The organism is Kitasatospora sp. NPDC114501, from assembly GCF_055633695.1.
In genome coordinates this window covers 76,036-90,086 of the sequence record NZ_JBVKDS010000003.1, presented here as the reverse complement: position 1 = coordinate 90,086, position 14,051 = coordinate 76,036, and the positions used below count along the sequence as shown (strand labels likewise).

Genomic DNA, 14,051 nt, shown 5'->3' with positions numbered 1-14,051 from the left:
CCCGCCCGCGGCGTGACGGCATGACAGAGCGGCCCGGCCCCCTCCGAGGAGGGAGCCGGGCCGCTCGGTCGTGCGGGCCGGTCAGTAACGCGGCCGGTTGAACCAGTTGACGCCGTCCTGGACGCACATGGCGGTGATCCAGATGATGCTGACCGCCAGCCAGAGCAGGGCCATCACCAGGCCGACGGCGGTGCCGCCGGAGATGGCGCCGAGCAGGATCAGCAGGCCGACCAGGGCGCCGAGCGAGCCGTAGACGATGGTGGTGACGCGGACGGCGTTGCCGCCCTTGCCGAACTTCGCGCCCAGCGTGATGGAGAGCGCGGCGAACAGCCCGAACACCACGGCGACGACGATCAGGACACCGGCGGCGGCGTCGCCCAGCGCGGTGATCGGGTTGTCGTTGGTCGCGGCCCGGCCGGCGTTGGTGACGTCCTTGGCGGCCGCACCGATGATCATGTAGGCGATCGCGGCGAGCGTCTGCACGCCGCCGACGATGAAGAGCAGCACGCGGGCGGTCGTCACCAGGCCCGGCATGGTCGGCGGGGCCACCGGCGCGTACCCGTAGGCCGGCGCGGGCTGCGGGTAGCCGTACGCGGCGGCCGGCGGCGGGGCCTGCTGCGGGTAGCCGTAGCCCGGGGCGGCCGGCGGCTGGCCGTACGGGTTGTTCGGGTCGGGCGGGTAACTCATGGATGCCTCCGGGCAGTTACGGGGACGCGGGGACGGGACAGTGACGGCCCGGTGCCGGTCGGTGAGTCGGTTCACCGGCCGAAGGGGACGTTAGCTGAGCGGGGTGACAGCCCGGCGGCGGTGACGGGCGCCGCGGCTCGGCAGCGTGGTGAGCATCAGGGGCGCGAGGCGGCCGACGGGTACGGCGCGGGCCGGACGGTGCCTCCGCGGTCGGACGGCTCGTTCTGCTGTGGTCGGCTCACTGACTCTTTCCCCCGGGTACGCCCGCCGCGGGGTCCGTCGGCCCGTCACCGGGCCGGTATCGCGGCGGGAATGCGCGCTTATCGTCATCCGGACGACGGCGCCCTGTCCAGCCGGTTCCGCGCGCCGCGTCAAGACTGTGGCGCAACCGCAACGTGCGGCGGACCTTCGTACCCGTCCGTTCACCCGGCGGTCGACCCGTTCGTCCACCCTCCCGTCGGCCCGGCCGGGGCCGTCGGAGCCGTCGGACGCCCTCGGTACGGAGACTGCCGGCGATCCGGGAGAATGGGGTCATGACTGCCCAGATTCTCGATGGCAAGGCCACCGCCGCCGCGATCAAGTCCGAACTCGCCGCCCGCGTGGCGGCCCTCAAGGCGAAGGGCGTCACGCCCGGCCTCGGCACCGTCCTGGTCGGCGACGACCCGGGCAGCCGCTGGTACGTGAACGGGAAGCACAAGGACTGCGCCGAGGTCGGCATCGCCTCGATCCAGCGCGAGCTGCCCGCCACCGCCACCCAGGAGGACGTCGAGAACGTCGTCCGCGAGCTCAACGCCGACCCGTCCTGCACCGGCTACATCGTCCAGCTGCCGCTGCCCAAGGGCCTGGACCAGAACCCGGTCCTTGAGCTGATGGACCCGGACAAGGACGCCGACGGCCTGCACCCGACCTCGCTCGGCCGGCTCGCCCTGGGCATCGACGGCCCGCTGCCGTGCACCCCGCTCGGCATCGTCGAGCTGCTGCGCCGCCACGACGTCGAGATCAACGGCGCCGAGGTGGTCGTGGTCGGCCGCGGCATCACCGTCGGCCGCTCGATCGGCCTGCTGCTGACCCGCCGCAGCGAGAACGCCACCGTCACCCTGTGCCACACCGGCACCCGGGACCTCGGTGCCCACCTGCGCAAGGCCGACATCATCGTGGCCGCCGCCGGCGTGCCGCACCTGGTCAAGCCGGAGGACGTCAAGCCGGGCGCGGCGGTGCTGGACGTGGGCGTCAGCCGCAGCGAGGGCAAGATCGTCGGCGACGTGCACCCGGGCGTGGCCGAGGTGGCCGGCTGGATCTCCCCGAACCCCGGCGGCGTGGGCCCGATGACCCGCGCGATGCTGCTCAACAACATCGTCGAGGCGGCCGAGCGCCGCGCCGGCATCTGACAACCCAGGGACGGCGAGCATGACTGAACCGCGACCGGCACGGACCCGCCGCAGGCCGGTCAAGACCACCGGCACTCTGCCCCCCGAGGGCTCGGCCGCGGCCCTCGGGCGCGCTCACGCCCTGCCGGTGCGGCAGTGGCCGATCACGCTGGTCCTGCTGGTCGTCGGCGCCGGCCTCGCGGTCACCTGGTTCGCCGACTTCAAGGACGGTTTCAAGTACGGGCTGCTGATCCTCGGCGGCGGCGTGCTGCTCGGCGCGGTGCTGCGGCTGGTGCTGCCCGAGGTCGGCATGCTGGCGGTGCGCAGCCGCTTCACCGACGTGATCGTGCTGAGCTTCCTGGGCCTCTCGATCGTGCTGCTGACCCTGGTGGCACAGCCGAACCCGTGGGTGCAGATCCCACTGCTCGACAACATCGGCCAGCTGATGGGCCGGCCGAGGCACTGACCCGATGTCCGAGGCGGCCCCCGCCCGGCCCATGGAAACCCAGGGCCGGGGCGGGGGCCGCCTTTCTTCTGTGATGAATCAGCCACGCCGGGACACCCGGCGTACGCTTCCCTTTGCGATAACCTGACGCCGGTCTCTCGACGTCGAGAGAGATCATCCTGGCTCCAGTGCCGGTGTGCCTGGGGCGCCTGGCGATTTGCTGGAGAAGGTAGAAATGACCCGCACCCCCGTCAACGTCACCATCACCGGAGCGGCCGGCCAGATCGGCTACGCGCTGCTCTTCCGCATCGCCTCGGGCCACCTGCTCGGTGCCGACGTGCCGGTGAACCTGCGCCTCCTGGAGATCCCGCAGGGCCTGAAGGCCGCCGAGGGCACCGCCATGGAGCTCGTCGACTGCGCCTTCCCGCTGCTGCGCGACATCACGATCACCGACAACCCGAACGAGGCCTTCGACGGCGCCAACGTCGCGCTGCTGGTCGGCGCCCGTCCGCGCACCGCGGGCATGGAGCGCGGTGACCTGCTCCAGGCCAACGGCGGCATCTTCGGCCCGCAGGGCAAGGCCATCAACGACCACGCCGCGGACGACATCAAGGTCCTGGTCGTCGGCAACCCGGCCAACACCAACGCCCTGATCGCCCAGCGCAACGCCCCGGACGTCCCGGCCGAGCGCTTCACCGCGATGACCCGCCTGGACCACAACCGCGCCCTCGGCCAGCTGTCCGCCAAGACCGGCGCCCTGGTCTCCGACATCAAGCGCGTCACCATCTGGGGCAACCACTCCGCGACCCAGTACCCGGACGTCTTCCAGGCCGAGATCGCCGGCAAGCCGGCCTTCGAGGCCGTCGGCAGCGACCTGGCCTGGCTGGAGAACGACTTCATCCCGACCGTCGCCAAGCGCGGCGCCGCCATCATCGAGGCCCGTGGCGCCTCCTCGGCCGCCTCGGCCGCCAACGCCGCCATCGACCACGTCTACACCTGGGTCAACGGCACCGCCGAGGGCGACTGGACCTCCATGGGCGTCGTCTCCGACGGCTCGTACGGCGTTCCGGAGGGCCTGATCTCCTCCTTCCCGGTCACCACCAAGGACGGCGGGTTCGAGATCGTCCAGGGTCTGGAGATCTCCGACTTCTCGCGCGCCCGCATCGACGCCTCGGTCAAGGAGCTGACCGAGGAGCGCGACGCGGTCCAGCAGCTGGGCCTCATCTGAGCCCGCCCCGCACGGTCCACCGGCGGCCCGCCGCTTCCCTCCCGGAAGCGGCGGGCCGCCGCCGTGTCCGGCCGCCGGGCCCGCCGTGTCCGGCCCCGGCGGGTACCGGCCGCCCTACACTGGCCCGCTGTGAACGAAACACTCGGGGACGCCGCGCTCGTCCTCGTCTTCATCCTGCTGGGCGGGCTGTTCAACGTCGCCGAGATCTCGCTGATCTCGCTGCGGGAGGGCCAGATCCGGGCTCTGGAGGGGCGCGGCACCCGGCGCGCGGCCCGGGCCGCGCACCTGGCCGCCGACCCCAACCGCTTCCTGGCCGCCGTCCAGGTCGGGGTGACCTGCATGGGCTTCCTGTCCGCCGCCTTCGGCGCGGACACCCTGGCCGGCAAGGTCGCCCCGCTGTTCGTCCGGGCCGGGCTGTCCGAGGGCGTGTCCGACGCGGTGGCCCTGGTCGGCCTCACCCTGGTGATCAGTTACGCCTCGCTGGTGCTGGGCGAGCTGACCCCCAAGCGGATCGGCCTCCAGCGCGCCGAGTCGATCTCGGTCGTCGCCGCCCCGGTGGTGGACGTGATGTCGGTGGTGCTGCGGCCGGCGATCTGGCTGCTCGGCCACTCCACCGACCTGATGGTCCGGCTGCTCGGCGGCGATCCGACGGCGGGCCGCGGCTCGATGAGCTCCGAGGAACTGCGCGGCCTGGTCGCCACCAACACCGAACTCGGAAGCGACGAACGGGCGTTGATCGCCGACGTGTTCTCCGCCGGGGAGCGCCAGCTGCGCGAGGTGATGGTCCCGCGCACCGAGGTGACCTTCCTGGACGCCGAACGCCCGCTGGCCGCCGTCCGGCACCAGGCCGACACCTCGCCGCACTCGCGTTACCCGGTGGTCGAGGGCAGCGCCGACGCGGTGGTCGGCTTCGTCCACGTCCGCGACCTGTACGGCGCGCGCGGCGAGCAGGCCGCCAAGGTCCGCGACCTGGCCCGCCCGGTCAAGCTGCTGCCCGGCACCAAGCGGGTGCTGGAGGCGATGGGCGAGATGCGCCGCGAGGGCCACCACCTGGCCATCGTGGTGGACGAGTACGGCGGCACCGCCGGGATCGTCACCCTGGAGGACCTGGTCGAGGAGGTGATCGGCGAGATCCGCGACGAGTACGACCGCCCGGAGGCCGCCCCCACCCGCCGGCTGGCCGGCGGCGGCATGGAGCTGGACGGTCTGCTCAACCTCGGCGACTTCACCGAGGAGACCGGCGTCACCCTGCCCGAGGGCCCGTACGAGACGGTGGCGGGCTGCCTGGTCGCCGCGCTCGGCCGGCTGCCCCGGGACGGCGACCAGGTGCGGGTCCCGGTCGAGGGCGGCGGCGGGGTGCTGCTGACGGTGGCCAAGGTCGAGGGCAGGCGGATCGCCCGGGTGGGGGTGAGTGCGGTCACACTGGCCGAACCTCCGGGGGCGGAGGTTTCCTGAGCGAGCGGTGGAACTGGAACAATGGCCCGCATGGTCAACGCAGCGGTCACTGGTCCGGTCAAGGACCGTCCCCGGGTGCTCTCCGGCATCCAGCCCACCTCCGGCTCGTTCCACCTCGGCAACTACCTGGGCGCGGTGCGCCAGTGGGTCGACCTCCAGGAGGCCAACGACGCCTTCTACATGGTCGTCGACCTGCACGCCATCACGGTCGCCCAGGACCCGAAGGAACTGCGCGAGAACACCCGGGTCTCCGCTGCCCAGCTGCTCGGCGCCGGCCTCGACCCGGAGCGCTGCACGCTGTTCGTCCAGTCGCACGTGCCCGAGCACGCGCAGCTCGCCTGGGTGATGAACTGCCTCACCGGCTTCGGCGAGGCCTCCCGGATGACCCAGTTCAAGGACAAGTCCTCCCGGCACGGCGCCGACAGCACCACCGTCGGCCTGTTCACCTACCCGGTCCTGATGGTCGCGGACGTCCTGCTCTACCAGGCGGACGCCGTCCCGGTCGGGGAGGACCAGCGCCAGCACCTGGAGCTCACCCGCGACCTCGCGGACCGGTTCAACACCCGCTTCGGGTCGACCTTCACGGTCCCTCAGCCGTACATCCTCAAGGAGACGGCGAAGATCATGGACCTCCAGGACCCGGGCGTGAAGATGAGCAAGTCCGCGTCCTCGGCCAAGGGCCTGGTCAGCCTGCTGGACGAGCCGAAGGCCAGCGCCAAGAAGTTCAAGAGCGCCGTCACCGACACCGGCACCGTCGTCTCCTACGACGAGGAGGGGAAGGCCGGCGTCTCCAACCTGCTGCGCATCCACTCCGCGCTCAGCGGCCAGTCGGTCGAGCAGCTGGTCGAGCACTTCGAGGGCAAGATGTACGGCGCCCTGAAGACCGAGCTGGCCGAGCTGTTCACCGAGTGGGTCACGCCCTTCCAGGAGCGCACCCGGATGTTCCTGGACGACCCGGCCGAGCTGGACCGGGTGCTGGCGAACGGCGCCGAGAAGGCCCGCGAGGTGGCGTCCCGGACGCTGGAGTCGGTGTACGACCGGATCGGCTTCCTCCCGGCCGCCAAGCGGTGACTCCCCGCGCGCACCTGCCCGGTGGTGGCGACCTCCCCGAGGTCGTCACCATCGGCGTGTCCGTGAGCGTCCCGGATCCGTTCGGCACGGCGATCCAGGACGCCCGGGCCGGGCACGGCGATCCGCTGGCCCGGTCGATACCCACGCACGTCACCCTGCTGCCGCCGACCGAGGTGCCCGCCGACGCGCTGCCGAAGATCGAGGAGCACCTGGCGGCGGTGGCGGCCGCGCACCGGCCGTTCCGGATGCTGCTGCGCGGCGGCGGGACCTTCCGCCCGGTCTCCCCGGTGGTGTACGTCCGGGTCGAGGAGGGCGCGCAGGAGTGCCGGCTGCTGGAGGCGGACATCCGCTCCGGCCCGCTGGCCCGCGAGCTGGCCTTCCCGTACCACCCGCACGTGACGGTCGCCCACGGCCTGTCCGACGACGTGCTGGACCAGGCCTACGAGCAGGCGCGCGGCTTCCGGGCGGAGTTCCCGGTGCCGGGCTTCGGCCTCTCCCGCTTCGACGCGGACGAGGTCTGGCGCCCCTGGCGGAGCTACCCGTTCGGATGACCCGGCGGGCGTGACCCGGCGGGCGTGACCGGCGAGGGCGGCCCGGCGCCGGTGACCTGCCCCGGCCGAACCGCCCCGACGGGGTCCCCGTACGGCGCCCGCACACGCGCGGGCGCCCGGCACCGAGGTGCCGGGCGCCTTCCGGATCGGGCGCGGGGGCTACTCCTTGCGGAGCATCGCGTCGACCACCCGGGCGGCGGCCTTGCCGTCGTCCAGGTCGCAGTACGCCTCGCGGAACGCGGCCGCCCGGTCCGCGTACTCCTCGGCGACCTCGTCCACCCGGCCGAGCACCGAGACGAGCTCCTCGGAGGTGGCCGGCATCGGGCCGGGCGCCTCCGCCTCGAAGTTCAGGCTGAAGCCGCGCAGGTTGTCCCGGTAGTGCTCCAGGTCGTAGGTGAAGAACACGATCGGCTTGCCGGTCGCCGCGAAGTCGAACACGCTCGCCGAGTAGTCCGTCACCAGGACGTCGGCGATCAGCAGCAGCTCGGCCATGTCGGGGTAGCTGCCGACGTCCCAGATGTAGCCGTTGCCGGCGCCCGGGATCTGGCCGCACATCAGGTGGTGCCGGCGCACCAGCAGCACCTGGTCGTCGCCGAGCGCGGCCCTGGCCGCCGCCAGGTCGATCCGCAGGTCGATCTGGTAGCCGCCCTGCGGCCGGCGCCGGTCCTCGCGCCAGGTCGGCGCGTAGAGCACGACCTTCTTGCCCTCGGGCAGGCCGAGCCGCTCCCGGACCTGCTCGGCGGTCTTCTCCCGGTCGGCCGCGAACAGCAGGTCGTTGCGGGGCGAACCGCTCTCCAGGATCTCGCCCTTGAAGTCGAAGGCGCGCCGCAGCACCGGGGCCGACCAGCGGTTGCCGGCCACCAGCAGGCTCCAGTTCGGGACCTCCCGGGCCAGGCTCTTGAGGTACTTGGAGTCGGTGAACCAGACCTTCTCGAAGTCGAGGCCGATCTGCTTCAGCGGGGTGCCGTGCCAGGTCTGGAGGACCACCTGGTCGGGGCGGCGGACGAAGAAGTCGGGCAGGTGGGTGCTGGCCACGACGTACTTGGCGGTGGCCAGCGCCTCGTACCACTCCGGGCTGCGGTAGCGGAGCGCGGTCGCGCTCTGCGGCAGCTCGGCCTGCATGTCGTCGTTGCCCCACAGGTGCTCCAGCGGCAGGCCGCGGCGGACCAGCTCCTCGTGGACCGCCCGCGGCGAGCCGGAGTACGTGCCGAACTTGCCGGTGTGGTAGACGACCGTGTCGCGCACCGGCAGCCGGCGGGCGGCCGGGTAGTCCACGCTCTGCAGCTGGCGCTGGCGGAACCCGGCCCGCTCCTCGGGCAGCAGCACCGAGTCCGACTCCAGTGACAGCCCGTCGTGGTTGCGGCGCTCCAGCATTATCCGCTTGCCGCGGGACTCCACCACGACCGGCAGGACGTCGAAGCAGTCCGGGGTGACCAGCGCGGCGGCGTCCGGCAGTTCCGGCACCGGCACCCCGACCGGCCGGAACACGACGTTCCAGGTGCCCCGGGAGAGCGGCACCTGGCCGGCGAAGGAGGCCGTCGGGACGGCGGGCAGCGCGGTGCGGAACCGGCCGTCCGAGATCTCCACCGGGTAGGCGTGCTCCTCCTCGCGCCACTTGTGACGGACCACCAGCTCCCAGCGGTGCGCGCCGGGCAGCGGGAACGAGCCGCTCAGCAGGAAGCCGTCGGCGCCGCGCGAGGACACCTCGTCCACCATCGGCTGGAGCACCTGGTCGGTGAACTGGAGGCGCCCCTCGGGGGAGGGCTTGGAGTAGAGCGCCCGGCGCTCGGCGACCGGGGCCTGCGGGTTCAGCGCCAGGTGCAGCCGCTCCGGCGCGTTGCGGTCGTCCCAGGCCAGCGGGATGGTGCTGCCGTCGGCCAGCAGCAGCGCGCCGTCCCAGTGGTCGCGGCTGCGCTCGGCGGCCACCGGGTCCAGCTCGGCCCAGGCCTCGCGGACGGCGGTCAGCTCGGCGACGGGGAAGGCCGCGGTGAACGGCTGGAGCGAGCCGACCGGGGTGCCCAGCTCCAGCGGGAAGCTCACGTGGCGGTCCGACTCGGTGTGGGTGAGCCGCAGCCGCGCCCCGGCGAAGCTCGGGCCGGAGCGGGCCGCGCCCGAGACCTCCAGCCGGTCGCCGTGCGCGGCCAGGCCGGTCACCCGGGCCTTGACCGTCTCCACCCGGAGGTAGACGAAGTTGTCCCGGACCCACGGCACGATCCGCACGTCCGGCTCGACCCAGTGCGACGGGAGGAACTGGGCGCTGTCGCTCCACCCGGCCGAGATCCGGCCCTTGTAGACCCCGCCCTTGCCCGCGCCGGCCACCAGGACGCGCCAGTTGCCGTCCTTCCACTGGCCGCGGTGCCGGAGCTTCCTCGGGTCGACGGCGACGGTGAAGCCGGACCAGTCGCAGCTGTACAGGTCGTGCTGGCAGCTCGCGGTGGCCTCGGGGCTGTACGTCGTCCTCATCGGCACCGCGATGACCCGGCGGCCCTTGGTCTCGCGCAGCACCAGGGTGCGGACCATGTCGTGCTTGCCGGCCGCGCCCAGCTGCTCCGGGTACGCGTGCCCGGTCATCCGGAGCCTGCCGCCCTCCCAGCCGCTGCTGTACAGCCGGCTGCGGATGACCAGCGAGTTGTCCAGCTTGAGCACCCCGGCCGGCACGCTCCGGCGCCCGCCGCGCAGGAACGGGTAGTCGGCGTACGGGCGCAGCAGACCGCGGGCCTGGACGCCGCCGCCGCTCTCGCGCTCGTACGTGATCTGCTCGACCAGCTCGTCCATCCGGCCCGACAGGGTCAGGTGGTACTTCAGCCGCAGCGGCGCGCGCAGCCGGGCGACCTGGTCGGCGCCGATCGCCCGGAGCAGCCGGCCGACGTGCAGGAGGTAGGCGTCCCGGTAGTCCTTGTCGCCCTCCACGAGGGAGGAGAAGAACATCGGGATCTCCTCGACGAGGGTGTTCTCGTCGTAGGAGCGCAGGTACTCGGCGAAGCGCGGCTCGGCCTGCTTCATCAGCCAGGCGCGGACCAGCTCGACCGAGGCGACCCGGTCGATCAGGCCCTTGGGGTTGGTGCGCATCTGGGTGATCGACATCTCGCCGACCTCGCGCTCGCGCCAGTGGTAGATCGGCTCGGAGAGCACGTCCACGCTCTTGGCCAGGTAGTGGTGCGGCACGCTGACCGGGGCGTCCTCGTACAGGATGCCCTCGGGGTAGAGCAGGCCGGCCGCGTCGAAGAACGAGCGGCGGTACACCTTGTTCCACGCGGTGCGGTCGGTGACCAGCGCCGGGATCTCGGTGATGTGGGTCTTGAGCCTGGTCTCCTTGAACGGCTTCAGGTGGCCGCCGGACTGGTAGTAGCCCACGGCGCGGAAGCGCAGCACGTTGCCGGTGCAGAAGTCCGAGCCGGTCTCGTTCAGCGTGTTGATCATCAGCTCGTACGCACTCGGCGGCATCGAGTCGTCGCTGTCCACGAAGCACAGGAACTCGGAGTCCGGGTCGATGTGCCGGATGCCGGTGTTGCGGGCCGCGCCGAGGCCCTTGTTCACCTGCCGGACCAGCCGGAACCGGGAGTCCTGGGCCGCGTACGCCTCGGCGAGCGCCGCGCTGCCGTCCTTCGAACCGTCGTCGACCATGACGCACTCGAAGTCCGTGAAGGTCTGGGCGGCGATCGAGTCGAGGCATTCGACGAGGTAGCGCTCGACGTTGTAGATCGGGACGACGATGGAGAGGCGGGGAGCCATCGGCTACGCAGGCCTTTCTCTGGAGGAGCGTGGCAGCCCGTACGGGGCCTGGCCGCACTTGTGATCGGTGCGTACGTGCGCCCCGATCCTACCTCCGGGGACCCCGCCCGCCCGGGGGCCACTACGCTGGGGCCGTGTCCCGTTTCAGCGTGATCGTCCCCGTGTACCAGGTCCAGGACTACCTCGCCGAGTGCCTCGAATCGGTGCTCGGCCAGGACGGCCCGGACTTCGAGCTGATCGCGGTGGACGACCACTCCCCGGACCGCTGCGGCGCGATGCTGGACGAGGCCGCCGCCGCCGACGCCCGGATCCGGGTGCTGCACCTGCCGGAGAACGTCGGCCTCGGCCGGGCCCGCAACGCCGGCCTGGAGGTCGCCACCGGGGACTACGTGATCTTCCTCGACAGCGACGACACGCTGACGCCCGGATTGCTGAAGGCCGTCGACGAGCGGCTCACCGCCACGGGTGAACCGGACGTCCTGGTTTACGACTACGCCCGCACCTACGCCGACGGCCGGATCACCCGGGCCGCCTCCGCGCACGTGTTCGGCGCCGCGTCCCCGGACGTCTTCGACCTCGACGCCCGCCCCGACCTGCTCGACCTGCTCCAGGTCGTCTGGAACAAGGCCTACCGCCGCGGCTTCGTCACCGAGCAGCGGCTGGTCTTCCCGGCCGGCTACTACGAGGACACCCCCTGGACGTACCCGGCGCTGCTCGCCGCCGCCCGGATCACCCTGCTCGACCAGGTCGGCGTGCACTACCGCCAGCGCCAGGAGGGCGGCAACATCCTGGCCACCGCCAGCCGCAAGCACTTCGACGTGTTCGCCCAGTACGACCTGGTCTTCGCCTTCCTCGACCGCCGCCCCGACCTGGACCGCTGGCGGCCGGTCGTCTACGGCCGGATGCTGCACCACCTCAACACCGTGGTCTCCAGGCCCGGCCGGGTCCCGCCCGGCGACCGCCGCGAGTACTTCCGCCGGGCCGCCGGGCACTGCGCCCGGCTGCGGCCGGCCGGCTACCGGCCGCCGGCCGGCGTGGACGGCGTGCGCACCGAGCTGCTCAGCCACGGCCGCTACGGCGCCTACCAGGCCGTCCGGGCCCTCGCCAAGGCCCGCCGACTCGTCAAGCGGTAGCCGGCCCGTCCGGCCGGCCGCTCCCGGGTCCGCGGCGACCGACGGGCCGCGCCCTGGGCCCGCCTGACGCCCATTCGGGGGACAGGCCGGTATAACCGGTGGGTGGACTTCCTGACCCGACTGCCGGTCGTCGGCCCGCTCGTGGCCCGGGTGCTGCGCAGCCGCCCGTACCGGGTGTACGAGTACCTCTCCGCCGCCCGGGGCAACCGGCTGGCCGGCGCCGTCACGTTCTTCGGCTTCCTCGCCCTCTTCCCCCTGCTCACGGTGGGCCTGGCGATCGCCGCCGCGGCGCTGAGCGACAGCCGGGTGCACGAGTTGCAGGGGCACATCTCCGACCAGCTGCCGGGGATCTCGGACGCGATCGACCTGCCCGCCCTGGTGGCCAACGCGGGCACCGTCGGACTGGTCGGCGGGGCGCTGCTGCTGGTCTCCGGCCTCGGCTGGGTGGACACCATGCGCACCTCGATCCGCGACCTGTGGCAGCTGCCCCAGGAGGACGGCAACCCGGTGCTGCGCAAGGCCTGGGACGTGGCGGTGCTGGCCGGCCTCGGCCTGGTGTCGCTGTTCTCGCTGGGCGTCTCCGCCGTCGGGACCACGCTGGCCGGCCGGATCGCCGACGCGGCCGGCCTGGGCAGCGGTTACCTGCTGACGGCGGTGGGCGTGCTGATCGCCATAGCGTGCGACATGCTGCTCTTCGCCTACCTGCTGGCGCCCTTCCCCGGGATCACCGACCAGCGCCGCCGGGACCTCGTGCAGGGCGCGCTGATCGGCTCGGTCGGCTTCGAGCTGCTGAAGCTCCTGCTCGCCTCCTACCTGGGCTCGGTCGCCGGACGGAGCCTGTACGGGGCGTTCGCGACACCGGTGGCGCTGCTGCTGTGGATCAACTTCGTCTCCCGGCTGCTGATGTACTGCGTGGCCTGGACGGCGACGGCCGACCCGGTGGCCGCCCGGGAACGGACCAGGGCGCACGGACGGACGCTGCTGGAGGCGGCCGACGAGGCGGAGGCGGCGGCCGAGCGGGAGGAGGCGGAGCGGGGCGCCCGGGCCGCGCAGGAGGAGACGGCGGGGGAGAAGGGCGGGGCCCGGCCCTCGGACTGAGGCCGGGCCCCGCCGACGCCCGGCGGGTCAGCGGGCGGAGCGGCGCCGCCGCAGCACCACCGCGCCGTACCCGGCCGCGGCGCCGGCCAGCACCACGGCCGGCGCCACGGACGACCAGCCGCCGAGCCCGAACCCGCCGTCCCCGGCCGCCGCGGCCCCAGCCGCGGCCGGGGTGGCCGGGGTGGCGGCGGCCGAGGGGTGCGGAGGCGGCGCGGGCGTGCCGTCGGTGCCGCCGGCCTGGCCGGTCGGCTCGGCGCCGCCGGGCGGGAGCTCGTCGACCAGCCTGCCGACCGGCTGCACCTTGCCGGCCGCGGCGAAGCCCCAGTCCAGCAGGGCGGCCGTCTCGTCGTACACCTTCTGGTAGCCGGCCGGGTGCATCACCGTCACCAGCAGGGTGCGGCCGTCGCGCTCGGCGGCGCCGACGAAGGTCGAGCCGGCGTTGGTGGTGGTGCCGTTCTTCACCCCGATCAGGCCCGGGTACTTGCCCAGCAGCCGGTCGGTGTTGGCGATCCCGAAGCTGCCGCGCTGGCCGGTGTTCCGGTCGACGGCGCCCGGGAACATCGCGTCCCGGGTGGCGCAGTACATCCGGAAGTCCGCGTTGCGCAGGCCGGCCCGGGCGAACAGCGACAGGTCGTAGGCCGAGGAGACCTGGCCGTCCATGTCGTAGCCGTCGGGGGAGACCACCCTGGTGTCCCGCGCCTGGAGCGCGTCGGCGCGCGCCTGCATCTCGGCGACGGTCCGCTGGACGCCGCCGTTCATGTGCGCCAGGACGTGCACCGCGTCGTTGCCGGAGCTCAGGAACACCCCGCGCCACAGGTCCTCGACCCGGTAGTCCAGGTTCTCCTTGATGCCGACCAGGCTGCTGCCGGGACCGATCCCCTGGATCTCCTCGTCGGCCACCCGGTGCACCGCGTCGCGGTCGAACTTGGGCAGCACGGTGTCCGCGAAGAGGATCTTCAGGGTGCTCGCCGGGGGCAGCCGCAGATGCGGATTGCTGGCCGCCAGCACCTCTCCCGACGCCGCGTCGGAGACTATCCAGGACTGGCCGGTGAGGTCGGTGGGCAGTGGCGGGGCACCTGCCAGCGGGGCGACCTGCACCCCGGGGAGCCCGAGCCGCTCGCCGCCGATCGCGACCGACGGGGGCGGCTGCTGCGGGGCCGCGCCCGCCGGGGCGGCGAGCAGTACCGGTAGGGCCGCGGTGAGCGCGCCGCACAGGCGCGCGAACGTGTGACGGGGAGTGGGCACCAGCAGACCGTACCCACTCGGGGCTCCCCGCGCCCTCCC

The 14,051-nt window shown here is 73.0% G+C and carries 11 protein-coding genes; 8 read left to right on the top strand and 3 right to left on the bottom strand.

The annotated features are described in order from the left end of the window. Positions 1-81 precede the first annotated feature (81 nt). Entirely contained in the window at positions 82-687 is a 606-nt protein-coding gene (locus ACZ7RU_RS06820) for a hypothetical protein (protein ID WP_470339849.1), read from the bottom strand. A gap of 533 nt (positions 688-1,220) precedes the next feature. On the opposite strand from ACZ7RU_RS06820, the gene ACZ7RU_RS06815 reads away from it, so the two are divergent. The 6 genes from ACZ7RU_RS06815 to ACZ7RU_RS06790 all read left to right on the top strand — a co-directional run bounded on the left by ACZ7RU_RS06815 (position 1,221) and on the right by ACZ7RU_RS06790 (position 6,804). Beyond that, positions 1,221-2,075, top strand: a complete 855-nt coding sequence (locus ACZ7RU_RS06815; protein WP_392867187.1) for a bifunctional methylenetetrahydrofolate dehydrogenase/methenyltetrahydrofolate cyclohydrolase — start codon at positions 1,221-1,223, stop codon at positions 2,073-2,075. 19 nt (positions 2,076-2,094) lie between these two features. Then, a complete protein-coding gene (locus ACZ7RU_RS06810; RefSeq protein ID WP_470339848.1) occupies positions 2,095-2,520 on the top strand; it encodes a DUF3017 domain-containing protein in 426 nt (141 codons plus the stop codon). Positions 2,521-2,734: 214 nt separating this feature from the next. After that, positions 2,735-3,727 carry a malate dehydrogenase gene (locus tag ACZ7RU_RS06805; RefSeq protein WP_470339847.1) on the top strand — a complete coding sequence of 331 codons (993 nt, stop codon included), beginning with the start codon at positions 2,735-2,737 and terminating at the stop codon, positions 3,725-3,727. 129 nt (positions 3,728-3,856) lie between these two features. Beyond that, a complete protein-coding gene (locus tag ACZ7RU_RS06800; protein WP_470339846.1) occupies positions 3,857-5,182 on the top strand; it encodes a hemolysin family protein in 1,326 nt (441 codons plus the stop codon). A 30-nt stretch (positions 5,183-5,212) separates the two neighbouring features. After that, entirely contained in the window at positions 5,213-6,253 is a 1,041-nt protein-coding gene (trpS, locus tag ACZ7RU_RS06795) for a tryptophan--tRNA ligase (RefSeq protein WP_470339845.1), read from the top strand. Between the two features lie 62 nt (positions 6,254-6,315). Next, on the top strand, positions 6,316-6,804 hold the full coding sequence (locus ACZ7RU_RS06790; protein ID WP_470339844.1) for a 2'-5' RNA ligase family protein: 489 nt from the start codon (positions 6,316-6,318) through the stop codon (positions 6,802-6,804). Positions 6,805-6,963: 159 nt separating this feature from the next. On the opposite strand, the gene ACZ7RU_RS06785 is transcribed toward ACZ7RU_RS06790, so the two are convergent. Further along, positions 6,964-10,536 carry a bifunctional glycosyltransferase/CDP-glycerol:glycerophosphate glycerophosphotransferase gene (locus ACZ7RU_RS06785; protein ID WP_470339843.1) on the bottom strand — a complete coding sequence of 1,191 codons (3,573 nt, stop codon included), beginning with the start codon at positions 10,534-10,536 and terminating at the stop codon, positions 6,964-6,966. Positions 10,537-10,670: 134 nt separating this feature from the next. Between ACZ7RU_RS06785 and ACZ7RU_RS06780 the strand changes: the two genes are divergently transcribed. Together ACZ7RU_RS06780 and ACZ7RU_RS06775 are read left to right on the top strand one after the other, a co-directional pair. Then, complete coding sequence (locus tag ACZ7RU_RS06780; protein WP_470339842.1) at positions 10,671-11,669, top strand: glycosyltransferase family 2 protein; 999 nt, start codon at positions 10,671-10,673, stop codon at positions 11,667-11,669. Positions 11,670-11,771: 102 nt separating this feature from the next. Further along, positions 11,772-12,767: a YihY/virulence factor BrkB family protein gene (locus ACZ7RU_RS06775; protein WP_470339841.1), complete on the top strand. Its 996-nt coding sequence runs from the start codon at positions 11,772-11,774 to the stop codon at positions 12,765-12,767. A 27-nt stretch (positions 12,768-12,794) separates the two neighbouring features. Here the strand turns inward: ACZ7RU_RS06775 and ACZ7RU_RS06770 are convergent, their stop codons facing one another. Beyond that, the gene (locus ACZ7RU_RS06770; RefSeq protein WP_470339840.1) at positions 12,795-14,012 is read right to left on the bottom strand and encodes a D-alanyl-D-alanine carboxypeptidase family protein; all 1,218 of its coding nucleotides are present in this window, start codon (positions 14,010-14,012) and stop codon (positions 12,795-12,797) included. Positions 14,013-14,051: the final 39 nt, after the last annotated feature.